11 protein-coding genes are annotated in these 14,373 nt (G+C 74.8%); 2 read left to right on the top strand and 9 right to left on the bottom strand.

Annotated features, from left to right (window positions below):
- Positions 1-103 precede the first annotated feature (103 nt).
- Complete coding sequence (locus tag ABD981_RS03885; protein WP_046912249.1) at positions 104-571, bottom strand: hypothetical protein; 468 nt, start codon at positions 569-571, stop codon at positions 104-106.
- Positions 568-2,004 carry a WGR domain-containing protein gene (locus ABD981_RS03890; RefSeq protein WP_046912248.1) on the bottom strand — a complete coding sequence of 479 codons (1,437 nt, stop codon included), beginning with the start codon at positions 2,002-2,004 and terminating at the stop codon, positions 568-570. Before ABD981_RS03890 ends, ABD981_RS03885 begins: the two co-directional genes overlap by 4 nt.
- 187 nt (positions 2,005-2,191) lie before the next feature.
- On the opposite strand from ABD981_RS03890, the gene ABD981_RS03895 reads away from it, so the two are divergent.
- Complete coding sequence (locus tag ABD981_RS03895) at positions 2,192-3,274, top strand: SPFH domain-containing protein (protein WP_123955244.1); 1,083 nt, start codon at positions 2,192-2,194, stop codon at positions 3,272-3,274.
- Positions 3,275-3,377: 103 nt separating this feature from the next.
- Positions 3,378-4,331, top strand: coding sequence for a M23 family metallopeptidase (locus ABD981_RS03900; protein WP_345527892.1), 954 nt, complete (start codon positions 3,378-3,380; stop codon positions 4,329-4,331).
- A gap of 29 nt (positions 4,332-4,360) precedes the next feature.
- Here ABD981_RS03900 and ABD981_RS03905 read toward each other — a convergent pair whose 3' ends face one another.
- From ABD981_RS03905 to ABD981_RS03935, 7 genes are all read right to left on the bottom strand, one after another.
- Positions 4,361-5,053 (bottom strand): ABC transporter ATP-binding protein, encoded by a 693-nt coding sequence (locus ABD981_RS03905; protein WP_046909408.1) that lies wholly within the window; start codon positions 5,051-5,053, stop codon positions 4,361-4,363.
- 36 nt (positions 5,054-5,089) lie between these two features.
- Complete coding sequence (locus ABD981_RS03910) at positions 5,090-6,559, bottom strand: ABC transporter permease (protein WP_046909409.1); 1,470 nt, start codon at positions 6,557-6,559, stop codon at positions 5,090-5,092.
- A 139-nt stretch (positions 6,560-6,698) separates the two neighbouring features.
- Positions 6,699-7,910, bottom strand: a complete 1,212-nt coding sequence (locus tag ABD981_RS03915; RefSeq protein WP_046909410.1) for an ROK family transcriptional regulator — start codon at positions 7,908-7,910, stop codon at positions 6,699-6,701.
- Positions 7,911-8,045: 135 nt separating this feature from the next.
- Positions 8,046-8,840, bottom strand: coding sequence for a maleylpyruvate isomerase family mycothiol-dependent enzyme (locus tag ABD981_RS03920; RefSeq protein ID WP_046909411.1), 795 nt, complete (start codon positions 8,838-8,840; stop codon positions 8,046-8,048).
- A 141-nt stretch (positions 8,841-8,981) separates the two neighbouring features.
- Positions 8,982-12,038 carry an alpha-mannosidase gene (locus ABD981_RS03925; protein WP_046909412.1) on the bottom strand — a complete coding sequence of 1,019 codons (3,057 nt, stop codon included), beginning with the start codon at positions 12,036-12,038 and terminating at the stop codon, positions 8,982-8,984.
- A 120-nt stretch (positions 12,039-12,158) separates the two neighbouring features.
- Positions 12,159-13,469, bottom strand: a complete 1,311-nt coding sequence (locus ABD981_RS03930; RefSeq protein WP_046909413.1) for a glycoside hydrolase 5 family protein — start codon at positions 13,467-13,469, stop codon at positions 12,159-12,161.
- Between the two features lie 62 nt (positions 13,470-13,531).
- Complete coding sequence (locus ABD981_RS03935; RefSeq protein ID WP_046909414.1) at positions 13,532-14,371, bottom strand: carbohydrate ABC transporter permease; 840 nt, start codon at positions 14,369-14,371, stop codon at positions 13,532-13,534.
- Positions 14,372-14,373 lie beyond the last annotated feature (2 nt).

Genomic DNA, 14,373 nt, shown 5'->3' on the forward strand with positions numbered 1-14,373 from the left:
CCAGAGGACCACCGCCGCCGGGGCCGGGCGCGCCGCGCCCGGTCGTGTTCCGGCGAGTCCACCCGATCGGAGCCCCCGGGCCGCCGGGCGGCCCGGGACGCCCCTACGGCCCGTCGGGCCGGGCCGGCTCCACCTCCAGGAAGTGTCTGCGGCGCGGCCCCCGGTAGAGCAGGGCGTCCCAGCCGAGCCGGTCGAGCGCGGCGGCGCAGGCGGTGAGGGCGGGCTGCTCCTCCAGGCCCGCGCCCGAGCCGGGCGGCCCGAGCCACTCCACCACCGCCGTGCCGGGCCGCTCGCCGGCCGTGACCCGGTAGCCGGTGGCGGTGCGGGCGCCGGCCGCGTCGAGCGCCGAGGGCGGCTGCCGGGCCGCCTCCAGGGCGAGGGCGATCGCCCGCACCGGCTGTCTGCGTTCCCATGCGGCGGGGCTCGCCGCCGGGTCGCCGCCCTGGCGGTTGGTCAGCCGCCTGATCTGGAGCAGCCCTTCGAACGCGGCCCGCACCTCGCGCGAGCGTTGCTCCACGTCCCCCTCGGCCGGCGCGGGCCCGTCCCCCGTGGCCGCCTCGAAGCCGCTCACAGCAGCCGCCGGATGTCGCCGCGGACCCGGTAGAAGCCGCCCGAGGCCGGGTGCAGGGCGTCCACGACGTAGCGGGCGCCGGGCTCCCTGATGGCGCGCGGGAACTGCACGTTCCACCCCGGCTCGTACCCCTCGGTGACGACCTGGACGCGGGTCCTGCCGCCCTCCTGGACGCACTCCACGACGACCGTCCCGACGGGCGCGGCGCGCACCGCGTCGACGGCGGCGACGGTGGTGGCCGGCGCGTAGGTGGGCAGGGCCGCGGCCAGCTTGATGTCCTGGGCGACCGGGACGGTGCCCTGCTGGGCGGCGGCGATGGCCGCCTCGCTCGCGTCCACGCAGAGCAGCGAGCCGTCCGTGGTGACCAGGTAGAGGCGCTCGTCGCGGTACTGCATGGAGAGGGCCGAACCGCCGCCGGTGCCCAGCTTCCAGAGCCGGGTGCCGTCCTCGGCGAAGCAGTAGACGGAGGAGGCGTTGTCCCCGGCGAAGACGAAGCGGCCGCCGGGCGAGGTGGCGCAGGAGTAGACCGGGCTGTCGCAGCCGTAGACCGCCTCGGTGCGGCCGTCCTTCTTGGCGATCCGGTGCACCTTGCGGCGCGCGGTGCCCGCGTATACGGAAGCGTCCTCCTGCCAGCCGAAGAGCACCCCGCCGTCGGCGGGCGTGTGCCACAGCTCGCCGCCGCCGTCGGGGGCGTACGCCGTCACGCCGCTGCTGTCGCCGTAGTAGACGCCGTCGGCGTCGGCGCGGACCATCCAGGCGTGCTCGCCGCGGCCGGAGCGGGACCACTGGTGCTCGTCCTCGTGGTCGATGACGGTGAGCCGGCCGGAGCGGTCGGCGACGTCGAGGACGCCCTCGTGGATGTCGAGCCAGAAGATGTCCACGTCGGCCGCGATGTCGTAGGCGGCGAAGGGCAGCTTCGACGACAGGTCGTAGACCCGGCCGTCGTCGCAGCCGGCGTAGATCCAGAAGTCGTCGGCGACCAGGCACTTGACGCCGTCCGGGAGGCTGAAGCGGGCCTGGACCTCGCCGGTGTGACCGAGGGTGAAGACCTCGCCCGCCTGGTTGCCCACCCAGCAGCGCTCGTCGTCCACGTGGATGCCGAAGGCTGCCGAGCCGGTGCGGAAGCGCCACAGGACGGGCGCGACGGCACGGGCGGTGGAGGGCGCGGAGCTGACCGCGCGGCGGCTGACGGCGCGGGCCGCGCGCTGCCCCTGGACCGCCGGCGCGTACCCCTTACGGACCTTCTCGCCTATCTTCTTCGCCGCCGCGGCCTGCGCCTTCTCGACCGTGGCGAAGGTCGAGGTCTGCGTCTGCCCGGCCGCGCCGATGCGGCCGTAACGGACCGACACCAGGGTGCCGGTGACCGTCACTTCGTAGAACTTGTGGGCGCCGCCGCCGTCCTGGGACAGCTCCAGATAGGTCTTCGTCGTCATGTCGAGAACGGTAGGGGGAGGCACTGACAACGGCCCGTTCACGGCCCGCCGGACCGCCCCCAGGGACCAAAGTCCGTCCGATTCAGGACCTTCGTCACGGCAATTCGGACATTCACCCCTGTGACGATGGGCTCTGAAGATCATCCGACACGTCGTCACCTCGACGAGGGACGGCCGGAAGGGCCCCATGACCGAGCGACAGAAGCGGCCCCTGCCCGTACGTGCGCGATGGCACGCCGACGGCATACCGATGGACGACCTGTTCCGGGCCGACCCCGGGGCCCCGACCACGACGCTCCCGGCACTCCCCCGCCCGCCGCGCCCGGCCCGCCCCTCCCGTCCCGCCGTCGCCGAGGCGGAGGAACCGCAGGGGCTCCCCCTGCGCCCGCCGCCCGACGAGCCCGAACTCGTGGAGCGCGGCGGGGCGGCGGCCCCCGGCTGGCTGGCCGTCCTCGTCGGGCTGAGCGCGCTCGGCGGCGCCGGGACGCTGCTCTGGCGGGCCCGGCCGCTGCGCGCGGTCCATCTGGCGCCGTGGGAGTGGGCCGCGTTCGGCGGCTGCGTGGCCCTCGCGGTGCTCGCCTTCGGCGGGCTGACCCGCGGCCGGACGGGCTCCGCCTGGGTGCTCTCCCTGTTCGGCCGCTACCGGGGCAGCGTGCGCCGCACCGGGCTCGTCTGGATCAGCCCGTTCGTGCTGCGCCGCCGGATGGACGTGCGGCTGCGGCACTGGCGCAGCGAGCCGATCTCCGTGGTCGACGCCGAGGGCTCGGCGCTGCGCGTGGTCGTCCTGGTCGTGTGGTCGGTGAAGGACACCGCGCGGGCGCTGCTCGCCGTGGACGACCATCTCGACTACCTGCGCGAGCAGGTGGAGGCCGCCGCCGCGCGCGTGCTGTCCCAGCTGCCGGCGGACGCGTTCCGGGGCGACGGGCCCACGCTGCGGGACGCCGAGGCGGTCGGCGGCACGCTGACCCGGCTGCTGGCTGCCGAGTGCCGCCCGGTCGGCATCGCGGTCTTCTCGGCCCAGCCGACCCGGATCGAGTACGCGCCGGAGGTGGCGGCGGCGATGCAGCGGCGCCAGATCGCCGCGCTCGACGCCAAGCACCGCGACTCCGTGCTCACCAGCGTGATCGACGCGGTGGACGACACGGTGACCCGGCTGACCTCCCGCGGGCTCGTCGAGCTCGACGACTTCGAACGCCAGGCCCTGGTCAAGGACCTGACGGTGGCCTTCTACACGCGGCGCGGCGGGCCGGCCGAACAGGGCCCGGAGTGAGCGCCCGCCGACGCCCCCTCCCCACACCCGCCGCGCCCCTCCCCACCCCCACGTCCCTCCCCACCCCCACGGCACCGACCGCCCCCGAGAGAGCGAGGACCTCATGGACCTGCGGACACCCGACTTCACCGACGAGATAGCCGGCTCCGGCTGCGACTGCGCGGGCTGCGCGGCGGCCCGCACGGCCGCCCGGGCCGAGCGCGGCGGCGGCGCGGCGGCCCTGCGCGGGGTGCGCTGCGCGGTCGTCGCCACGGTGGGCGCGGTGGCCCTCGCGGGCACGGGCGCGGGCACCGCGGCGGCCGAGCCCGCCCCGTCGCACGCGGGCTGGGACGGCTCGCGCTACTGGTTCAAGAACGAGTCCGGCCAGTGGCGCTGGACCAGCCACTCCGCCACGTACGCGCAGCGCACCGGCCAGGCGGCGAAGGCGGAGCGGCCGCAGGCGCGGCAGCCGCAGCGCACCGGCGCCGAGCCGGTCTTCCGGGGGCGCCAGGGCTGGGACGCGACGGACCGGGTGTACTGGTTCCGGAGCGGCGGCCACTGGTACTGGACCAGCCACCTGTGGAAGTACGAGCAGCGCACGGGCGCCAAGGGCGGCGGCTCGACGGGCGGTTCCGCCGGAGGTTCCTCCGGCGGCTCCTCGACGGGCACCTCGCGCGGCTGGACGACGCCGGTCTCCTCGTACGTCTTCACGGGCTACTACGGGCAGCACGGCTCCTGGTCGAAGGGCTACCACACGGGGCAGGACTTCGCGGTGCCGACGGGCACCACGGTCCGTGCGGTCGGCCCCGGCCGGGTGGTGCACACCGGCTACAACCGCAGCTACGGCTACGAGGTGGTGATCCGGCACGCCGACGGCCGCTACAGCCAGTACGCCCACCTCTCCCGGATCGACGTGTCGGCGGGCCGGAGCGTGTCGGCCGGGCAGCGCGTCGCCCGGTCCGGGGCGACGGGCCGGGTGACGGGCCCGCACCTCCACTTCGAGGTGCGGACCACGCCGTCCTTCGGCTCGGACGTCGACCCGCTGGCGTACCTGCGCTCCCACGGGGTGCGCGTCTAGAACGCGGCCCCGGCGGGCGGTTCCTCCGGTCAGGAGCCGTCCGCCGGCTGGTTCTCCCTGAGGGTGATCCGGCCCTTCCGGAGGGTCGCCAGACGCGGGGCGCGCCGGGCGATGGCGCTGTCGTGGGTGACCATGACGAAGGTCAGGCCGTGCTCCTTCCAGAGCCCCTCGAGCAGGTCGACGATCTCGTCCCGCATCGACTCGTCGAGGTTGCCGGTGGGTTCGTCGGCGAGCAGCACCTTGGGCCGCTTGACCAGGGCCCGCGCGATGGCGACGCGCTGCTGCTGGCCGCCGGAGAGCTCGGAGGGCAGGTGGGCGAGGCGCTCGCCGAGGCCGACGGACTCCAGCGCCTCGGCCGCGCGGCGGCGGCGCTCGGCGGTCCTGACGCCGAGCGGGACGAGCGCGGTCTCCACGTTCTCCTGGGCGGTGAGCGTGGGGATGAGGTTGAAGCTCTGGAAGACGAAGCCGATGTTCTGGCTGCGGACGGTGGTCAGCCGGCCCTCCGAGAGCGTCGCCAGGTCGGTGCCGTCGAGCAGGACGCTGCCCGCGGTCGGCCGGTCGAGGCCGCCGAGCATCTGCAGCAGCGTGGACTTGCCGCCGCCGGTGGGCCCCTGGATGACCAGCCGGTCGCCCTCGCTGATGGTCAGGTCGATCCCGGCCAGGGCGTCGACCCTCTCCTGGCCGCGCCGGTACTGCTTGGTGACGCCGGTGAGTTCGTACATGGTGCTACTCCTGCGGTACGGGGTGGGGTTCGGGTGCTACTCGACGCGGCGCAGCGCGTCGGCGGGGCGCAGTCGCGAGGCGCGCCAGGCGCCGAACGCGCCCGCCACGAGGCCGCCGCCGAGGGCGAGGAGGACGGCGAGGGCGACGGTGGTGAGGCTGACCGGGGCGGTGAGCGCGATGTCGAGGGTCTTGCCCGCTCCCCCGCCGGCGCCGAACATCCGGCCGCCGCCCATGCCGCCGCCGGATCCGCCCAGGCCGCCCGCGCTCGCGCCGAGTTCGGCGGTGAGGGTGGGGCTGACGGCGGTGACGAGCCAGGCGCCGCCGAGGCCGGCCGCGATGCCGAGGGCGCCGCCGATGAGCCCGTTGACCAGCGCCTCGCCGACGACCTGGCGGGTGACCCGGCCGCTCTTCCAGCCCAGCGCCTTCAGGGTGCCGAACTCGCGGACCCGGCGGCTGACGGCGGAGGAGGTGAGCAGTCCGGCGACGAGGACGGCGGCGAGCAGCACCGCGTAGGAGAGCCAGGTGCCGACGGTGGTGGCGAGGCCGGAGGCGGTGTCGAGCGAGCCGGAGACGGTCTTGGCGAGGTCGGCGGAGGTGGTGACGGTGGTCCCGGAGACGTTCTTCTGGATGCCGTTCTTGACCTCGTCGATCCGGGTGGAGTCGGCGGCCTTCACATAGACCGTGGTGATCTTGCCCCTGGCGTCGGCGAGCGTCTGGGCCCGCGTGAGCGGGAGGTAGACCTGGGCCGCGGCCTGGCCGCTGTCGGCGGTCGCGATCCCGATGACGGTGAAGGCCGTGCCCTTGACGGTGAGCTTCTTGCCGACGGCGAGGTTCTCCTGCCGGGCGTAGGCGCCGTCGACGACGGCGACCGCGGCGTCGGTCTCGGTGGTCTTGAAGGTGCGGCCCTGGGTGAGGGTGGAGGTGGTGAGGGGGCCGAGGCCGGGGGCGGTGACGTCGGTGCCGTAGAGCGTGAAGGAGTTGACGTCGAAGGCGGCGCCGCCGCCGGTGACGGTGTCACCGGAGCCCGTGCCGCCGGGGCCGCCCTGCCGGAAGCCCGCGCTGCCCCCGCCGCTCTCTCCGCGCTGGATCTCGCCGCGCTCGAACCGCCCGTTGATCTTGAGGTTGACGAGGCTGAGCCCGCCGACGGCCCGGGCGACGCCCTGCTGCTTCCCGACGGTGCCGACGGTGGAGTCGGGCAGGGTCTGGAAGCCCTGCACCATCAGCCGGTCGCTGCTCTGCTCCTCGCCCGCGCCCTTGCCCTGGAACTCGAAGCGCGGCCGCTGCGGCTGCTCCCCGGCCTTGGGCCGCTCCTGCGCCTTGGTGACCGTGAGGTCCGTGCCGAGCCCGTAGAGGGATTCCAGGACCTTGCCCTGGGCCTGCCTCATCCCGGCGGAGACGGAGCCGACGACGATGACCAGCGCGATGCCGAGCGCGAGCCCGGAGGCGACGACGAGCGCCGCCTTTCTGCGGCGGCGCAGCTCGCGCCGGAGGTAGGTGAAGAACATGACGGTGAAGCTAGGAGCGCCCGCTGATGGACGGATAAGGCCCGCGTAAGAATGCGATGAGAGCGGCCCGGGCCGCCCCGGGACGCTCCCTGCCGCGCCGACCGCCGTACCTCAGCCGCCGTACGTCCGCCGCCGTACCTCAGCCGCCGTACGTCAGCGGGTCGGCCAGGATGTCGCGCAGCACGAGCGCCGCCGCGCCGCGGGCCGTGGTGGCGGTGGTCGAGGCCGGCCGCAGCCGGGCGGCGGAGGACGGCCAGAGGGCGGAGACGACCCGGCGGGACAGCTCGGCCTCCGCCGCCGGGGCGAGCCAGGGCATCAGGCGGGGGAAGATGCCGCCGAGCACCACGGCCTGCGGGTCCAGCAGGTTGACGGCTCCCGAGAGGGCGACGCCGAGCATCCGGCCGGCCTCGTCGAGGGCGGCGAGGGCACGGGGCTCCCCGGCGACGGCCCGTTCGGTCAGGGTGTCGACCGAACGGGCCCCGGCGGCGCGCAGCAGGGCGGTCTGGCCCGCGTACTGCTCCAGGCAGCCGAGGGAGCCGCACCGGCAGCGGCGGCCGTCCGGGGCCACGGTGAGGTGACCGATCTCGCCGGCGAACCCGTGCGCGCCGCGCAGGAGTTCGCCGTCCAGGACGATCGCGCCGCCGACCCCGATCTCGCCGGTGACGAGCAGGAAGCTGCGGACGGCGCCGAGTGCGCCGAACCAGAGCTCGGCCAGCGCCGCGATGTTCGCCTCGTTGTCGGAGGCGACGGGCAGCGCCGGGGCGCCGGGCGGGCGGGCGGCGGCGAGGGCCTCGGCGAACAGGACGTCGGCGTCGACCCGGTTCCAGCCGAGGTTGGGCGCCTGGCGCACGGTGCCGCCGGAGACCAGGCCGGGCAGCGCGAGCCGTACGCCGGTGGGGTGCAGGTCCTGCCGGGACGCCTCCGCCAGGACCTCGGCGGTGAGTTCCGCGGCCCGGCGCAGCACCACGACCGGCGCGAGGGCGCGGTTGTCGAGCGGCACGCTGCGGCGCACCCGGTCGGCACCCGTGAGGTCCGCCACGCACACGTTCACGTAGTCGACGTTGATCTCGACCCCGAGGCCGGCCGGTCCGGTGCACGCGGGCTTCAGGACGGTGCCGGGGCGACCCGCCTGACCGCTGAAGGTCTTGCCGGACTCGACGAGCAGCCCGCGCTCCAGGAGCTGTTCGGCCAGCGAGGAGACGGCGGCTCGGGTGAGGCCCACGCGCGCGGCGACGGCCGCCCGGGTCGTCTCCCCGGCCTCGTGCACGGTGCGCAGGACGAGGCTCAGGTTGTGCCGGCGTACGCCCGCCTTGTCGGCCTTGGGCTCCGAGGGGTGGTGGGGGCTGTTCATCGTGCGCAGAGCCTAACCGCAGGGCGCGGGATCGGGACCCTCCCGAACGAGGCCGAATCGAGCCGAAGCGAGCGGAAGCAAGCGGAAGCGGGCCGAAGCACTCGGAAGGAAGCGGAAGCGGCCCTCGCCCGGGCCCTACGGCGCCACGAACAGCCGGGGGAAGCGCGGGCCCAGCCAGGGCTTGCGGCCCCAGGCGAGGGCGCGGCCGGTGGCCATCACCGGGACCGGGTCGATCCGGCCGAGGGCCATCAGGAGGAAGGCGACCGGCTCGGTCAGGACGGTGCAGTCGGGGCGGTCCAGGGGGCCGTGCGCGGTGGTCACCGTCCCGTCGGCGATGGTCACGCCGAACTGCGCGCCGCCCCACAGCCGCACCCGGTAGCGGGCGGTGAGTCCGGCGACGGCGGCGCGGTCGGCCACCCGGGGCATCGCGGCGACCATGAACGGCAGGGTCAGTTCGACCCGGGCGCGGTCCAGCATGTGCGGGCGTCCCAGGGCGCGGGCCAGGTCGTAGCCGTGGCCGAGCATGTGGGTGAGCAGGTAGGCGCCGAGGCCGGCGGGGTCGAGCGGGCCCATCGGGGTCTCCACGACCTCCTCCGGCGCCCGCTCCCCGACGGCGTCGAGGAACGCGAGGGCCTGGTCGAGGATCAGGTCGGCGAGCGGCCCCGCGCCCCGCTCGGGGAAGGCCGCCAGGGCCTCCTCGTTGGCGGCGGCGATGCCCCGCGCGGTGCCGTCGGCGTACGGGCGGACGAGACCCGCGGCGAGCTCGGCCATCAGCTGGTTGGCCTGGCCGAGGTGGGCCGCGGTCTCGCCGACCGTCCAGGTCAGCCGGGGCACGGGGAGCCCGGTGTCGGGAGCTCCGCGCAGCACGTCGGCGATGTCCCGCGCGGTGCCGCGTATCGCGTCCCCGAGCCCTTCCGGCAGTACGGCCATGTCTCGCCCATTCCTCGCACCCCGACGGATCAGGGCGCAAGAGTAGGGTGCCGGGCCCGCCCGTGACCAGGGGTAACCCCGGGGACCGGACGCGGGTCGGGCCGCGGCACGGTCACGGACCGGGCGCCGGTCACCCCCGGGTCACGCGCGGGCCAGGCGCAGGGTGAGCAGCTGGAACGGGCGCAGGGCGACCGGGATCTCGTCGCCCTCCACCGTCACCTCCTCGTCTCGGGGGCGCTCCAGCAGGTCGCAGAGCCGCGCCCCGGCGAGCGCGAACCCGGCGGAGAGACGGGTCCGGACGCGCCCGCCCCCGGCCTCGTAGAGCCGGACGACGACGTCGCCGCTCCCGTCGTCGGCCAGCTTCACGGCGCTGAGCACCACGGAGGGAGCGGCCACGGACACCAGCGGGGCCACGTCCGCGGTGCCGGGCACCCGCCGCTCGGGCTGGTTGATCAGATAGCCCTCGCGGACGGCGTCGCCGATGGCCGCGCCCGGCACGAGCGCGTGCCGGAAGCGGTGCACGCCCTGGTCGGTGTGCGGGTCGGGGAAGCGCGGGGCGCGCAGCAGGGAGGCCCGGACGGTGGTCGTGGTGCCCTGGTCCTCGGGCCGTACCGTGCGGGTGACGTCGTGGCCGTACGTCGAGGCGGTGACGAGGGCGACGCCCCAGCCGGGCTCCTCGAAGTGGACGAACTTGTGGTTGCAGGCCTCGAACTTGGCGGCCTCCCAGCTGGTGTTGGAGTGGGTGGGCCGGTGCAGGTGCCCGAACTGGGTCTCGGCCGCGTAGCGGTCGGTGTGCAGGTCGAGCGGGAACGCGGCCTTGAGGAACTTCTCGGTCTCGTGCCAGTCCACCTCGGTGTCGAGGTCGAGCCGCCGGGCCCCGGCGGTGAGGGTGAGGGTCTGCACCGCCCGGGAGGAGCCGAAGGAGCGGGTGACGCGGACGGCGACCGCCCCGGGCGTGTCCGTGACGACGGCCAGCTCGTCCACGCCGGTGAGGTCGGTGACCGTGTTGCGGTAGAAGCGGTCGACGTCCCAGGCGTCCCACATGTTCGGGAAGTCCGGGTGGAGTTGGAGCAGGTTGGCGGCGGCGCCGGGGGCGACCGTCTCGCGCCCGGAGTCGAGGTCGAGGGCGGAGACGACGAGGCCGCGCGCGTCGACGGCGACCCGCAGCAGCCCGTTGCCGAGGACGAAGCCGCCCTCGGGGCGCGGGACGACCGTGCAGCGTCCGGGGGCCCCGGGCAGGGCGGCGGCGCGGCGGGCGCCGCCCGCGGGGACGCCGCCGCGGGGGTGCGGGGCGCTGTTGAAGACCACCTCGGCGGAGCCCGGGGCGGTGCCGTCCGCCGGCTCCTGCCCGGCGAGGGCCCGCTGGGCCCGGTCGACGAGCGCGGTCAGCTCCTCGGCCACGGCCGCGTAGGTGCGCTCGGCCTCGCGGTGGACCCAGGCGATGGAGGAACCGGGCAGGATGTCGTGGAACTGGTGGAGCAGCACCGTCTTCCAGATGCGGTCCAGCTCCGCGTACGGGTACGGGAGCCCGGCCCGGACGGCGGCGGTGGCGCACCACAGCTCGGCCTCGCGCAGCAGGTTCTCGCCCGCCCGGTTGCCCTGCTTGGTCCGCGCCTGACTGGTGAGGGTCGCCCGGTGCAGCTCCAGGTAGAGCTCCCCCACCCACACCGGCGGATCGGGGTACTCGGCCTGCGCCTTGGCGAAGAACTCGGCCGGTGCCTCCCAGCGCACCCGGGCGGAGCCCTCCAGGTCCCGCATCCGGGCCGCCTTGGCGATCATCTCCCGGGTGGTGCCGCCGCCCCCGTCGCCCCAGCCGGTGGGCGCGATGGAGTGCCGGGCGCGGCCCTTGTCCTTGAAGTTGCGGACGGCGTGGGCGATCTCCTTGCCCTGCATGGAGCAGTTGTACGTGTCGACGGGCGGGAAGTGGGTGAAGATCCGGGTCCCGTCGACGCCCTCCCACCAGAAGGTGTGGTGCGGGAAGGAGTTGACCTGGCTCCAGGAGATCTTCTGGGTGAGGAGCCACTTCGAGCCGGCCTCCTTGATGATCTGCGGGAGCCCGCCGGCGAAGCCGAAGGTGTCCGGCAGCCACGCCTCCTGGTTCTCCACGCCGAACTCGTCCAGGAAGAAGCGCTTGCCGTGCACGAACTGCCGGGCCATGGCCTCCGAGGAGGGCATGTTGGTGTCGGACTCGACCCACATGCCGCCGGCCGGGACGAAGCGTCCTTCGGCGACCGCCTTCTTGACCCGGGCGTACACCTCGGGGCGGTGCTCCTTGATCCAGGCGTACTGCTGGGCCTGCGACATCGTGTAGACGAAGTCGGGCTCGTCCTCCAGGAGCGCGGTCATGTTGGCGGTGGTCCGCGCCACCTTGCGGACGGTCTCGCGCAGCGGCCACAGCCAGGCCGAGTCGATGTGGGCGTGTCCGACGGCGCTGATCCGGTGGGCGGAGGGCTCGGCGGGCGAGGCGAGGACGGCGGTCAGCTCGGCCCGGGCGGCGGCGGCCGTGCCGCCCACGTCCTGGAGGTCGAGCGCGTCGAGGGCCCGCTCGACGGCGCGCAGGACCTCCCAGCGGCGGGCGCCCTCCACGGGGAGCTCGGCCATCAGCTCGCCGAGCACCTCCAGGTCGGCGACGAGCTGCCAGACCGTCTCGTCGAAGACGGCGAGGTCCATCCGCGCGAGCCGGTACTGCGGGGTGTCGCCGGCCGTGTCCCGGTCGCCGAGCTCGGTGGGCAGGAAGGGGTGGTAGTCGAGGATGACCGGGTTGGACGCGGCCTCGACGTGCAGCAGCACCTCCTCGCCGCCGCGCGCCGGATCGGCGACCCTGACCCACTGGTTGCGCGGGTTGAGCCCCTTCACCGGGCTGCCGTCGGGGCGGTAGACCAGGCCCTCGCACTGGAAGCCGGGCATGTTGGCGTCGAAGCCGAGGTCGATCAGCGCCTCGACGGTGCGGCCGGCCCACTCCGGGGGCACGGTGCCGGAGACGGTGAGCCAGCTGGTGCCCCAGGGCGCGCCCCAGGCGTCGCCGACGGCGACGGGGGTGCGGGGCGCGGCGAGCCCCTCGGCGACGGGCACGGGTTCGCCGGGGGCGGTCCAGATGCCGACCTGGAGGGGCACGGACTCGGGGTACACGGCGGGGCGGACGCGTTCGTCGAGGACGCGCTTGAGCCGGTTCTCGACGAGGCTGCGGTCGTCATGCATGGGCGGGACTCTCCGGATCACGAAGGGGACGGAGGGGGCGGAGGGGGCGGCGGATCGGGGCGGCGGGTCGTGACGGTGGAACCCGGCCGGGGCACGGCCGGAGGCACCGCCGGTACGGGCTCAGCGCGGCGCGGCTCCGGTGCCGGAGCCGGAGCCGGCCGTGCCTCCGGCGGTGCCCAGGTCGTCGAGGGTGACGAGTTCGGTGATGCCCCGGGCGGCGAGGTACGCCGGGTCGGCCGCGCGGGCCGCGAGGACCACGGCAGGGCGGGCGCCGTCCGCGGCGAGCCGCATGAACGCCTCGAAGTACGCGCCGCCGGGGGCGCAGGAGGAGCGCTTCGGCGCCTCCTCGGGGAGGTCGAGCACGAGCGCGGTGCCGCGGGGCGCCGGCGCCGGGGCGGTGGCGCGAGCCTCGGCGACGGCGTCGGCGAGCGCCCGGCCGGCCGGCTTGACCCGGCGGTCGGTGGTCAACAGGCCGAGGCTGTATTCCAGTTCGGGGAAGTCGGCGAGCGAGCGGTCGACGTCGTGGGAGCACCACCACGTGATACCCCACAGATCGGGGCAGTCGAGCGCGGCGGCCACGGTCGTCCGGGTGAATCCGGCCGCGCGGTCGGGGGCGATGTGCGGGGCGGGGGCGCCGACCTCCTGGAGCCAGACGGGCCGCCGGGGGTCGGTCGCCCAGGCCTTGGACAGCTCGATGAGGTAGGCGGCGTGCTGGGCGACCGCCACGGAGTCGGGGCCGTGGCGCTGGGCGGTCCCGTTGAAGACCCAGGAGTGGACGGCCGTGGCGCCGCCGATCCGGGCGGCCTGGGCGGGGGTGAAGGGGTGGTCGTCCTGGTACCAGGCGGCGTCGTACTCGGCGTGCAGGTGGAACCGGCCGGGGGCGCCCTCCTCGCAGGCGTCGAGCATCCGGCGCAGCCAGGCCGCGGCCTCGTCGGGGCTGATGCGGTCGGGGTCGGGGTGCGGGTCGCCGGAGAACTGGTTGATCTCGTTGCCGACGGTCATGCCGAGGAAGTTCGGCCGGTCGGCGAGGGCGGCGGCGAGGGTCCGCAGGTAGGCGCTCTGCCCGTCGAGGACCTCGGGGTCGGTGAAGAGGTTCCGCCGGTGCCAGGTCCGGGTCCAGGCGGGCAGGAAGTCGAAGCTGGAGAGGTGCCCCTGGAGTCCGTCGACGGCGACGTCCAGGCCGCGTTCCCCGGCCGCGTCGACGAGCAGGCCGAGCTGTTCGACGGCGCGGGGGCGGATCAGGGTGCGGTTGGGCTGGAAGAGCGGCCAGAGCGGGAAGACCCGGACGTGGTCGAGGCCGAGGGCGGCGACGGAGTCGAGGTCGGCGCGCACGTCGTCGAGGTCGAAGTCGAGCCAGTGGTGGAACCAGCCCTGGCTGGGGGTGTAGTTGACGCCGAAGCGCGGAGCGGTGCGGTGGGGACGATGCGTCATGCGGGGTGCGGTTCCTTCGTGAAGGAGGGGTGCTGACGGGCCGGACGGAGCGGGCGGGGCGGTCATCCCTTGATCGCGCCCTCCTCGACCCCCTTGAAGAAGAAGCGCTGGAGGACCGCGAACACGGCGACCACCGGCAGGAAGGCGATCATGGTGCCGGCGGCGATCTGCCGGGGGTTGGCGGAGAAGGTCCCGTCGAGGTACTGGAGTCCGACGGTGAGGGTGTAGCGGGAGGGGTCGTTGAGCACGATCAGCGGCCACAGGAAGTCGTCCCAGGCGCCGATGAAGGTGAAGATGACGACGACGCTCAGCATGCCGCGCACGCTCGGCAGCCCGATGTGCCAGAGCCGCTGCCAGACGTTGGCGCCGTCCACGAGCGCGGCCGCGTCGAGCTCGGCCGGCACCGCCCGGAAGGCGGTGTACATCAGCAGCACGTTGAGCATGGCGATCGCCCCGGGCAGGGCGACCCCGAGCAGGGTGTCGGTGAGGCCGAGGCTGCGGACGGTCACGTACTGGGAGACGATGGTGACCTCGCCGGGCAGCACGAGGGTCGCGACGAACAGGCCGAGCGCGAGCCGGGCTCCCCGGAAGCGCAGCCGGGCCAGGGCGTATCCGGCGAGGGTGGCGCCGACGACGTTGCCGAGGACGGCGATCCCCGCCACGATCAGCGAGTTCGCCGCGTAGCTCCACACCGGGACGGTGTCGGCGACCTTGGCGTAGTTGTCGAGGGTGAGCTCCTCGGGCAGGAAGCGGGGGGTGCGCGCGAAGACGTCCTCGGCGGGGCCCTTGAGCGAGGTGGACAGCTGCCAGAGGAAGGGGCCGACGGTGAGGAGGAGGACGAGGAGGAGCAGGAGGTAGCGCACCGCCTTCTCGGCGGTGGAGGGGCTGCGGCTCAGGGTCATCC

This window comes from Streptomyces showdoensis, from assembly GCF_039535475.1.
Lineage (GTDB): Bacteria > Actinomycetota > Actinomycetes > Streptomycetales > Streptomycetaceae > Streptomyces > Streptomyces showdoensis.

Coding starts and splice junctions, on each gene's coding strand:
- ABD981_RS03915 (WP_046909410.1), bottom strand. CDS start 7,910: ATGAACAGCCCCCACCACCCCTCGGAGCCCAAGGCCGACAAGGCGGGC.
- ABD981_RS03925 (WP_046909412.1), bottom strand. CDS start 12,038: ATGCATGACGACCGCAGCCTCGTCGAGAACCGGCTCAAGCGCGTCCTC.
- ABD981_RS03920 (WP_046909411.1), bottom strand. CDS start 8,840: ATGGCCGTACTGCCGGAAGGGCTCGGGGACGCGATACGCGGCACCGCG.
- ABD981_RS03890 (WP_046912248.1), bottom strand. CDS start 2,004: ATGACGACGAAGACCTATCTGGAGCTGTCCCAGGACGGCGGCGGCGCC.
- ABD981_RS03905 (WP_046909408.1), bottom strand. CDS start 5,053: ATGTACGAACTCACCGGCGTCACCAAGCAGTACCGGCGCGGCCAGGAG.
- ABD981_RS03900 (WP_345527892.1), top strand. CDS start 3,378: ATGGACCTGCGGACACCCGACTTCACCGACGAGATAGCCGGCTCCGGC.
- ABD981_RS03935 (WP_046909414.1), bottom strand. CDS start 14,371: ATGACCCTGAGCCGCAGCCCCTCCACCGCCGAGAAGGCGGTGCGCTAC.
- ABD981_RS03895 (WP_123955244.1), top strand. CDS start 2,192: ATGACCGAGCGACAGAAGCGGCCCCTGCCCGTACGTGCGCGATGGCAC.
- ABD981_RS03930 (WP_046909413.1), bottom strand. CDS start 13,469: ATGACGCATCGTCCCCACCGCACCGCTCCGCGCTTCGGCGTCAACTAC.
- ABD981_RS03910 (WP_046909409.1), bottom strand. CDS start 6,559: ATGTTCTTCACCTACCTCCGGCGCGAGCTGCGCCGCCGCAGAAAGGCG.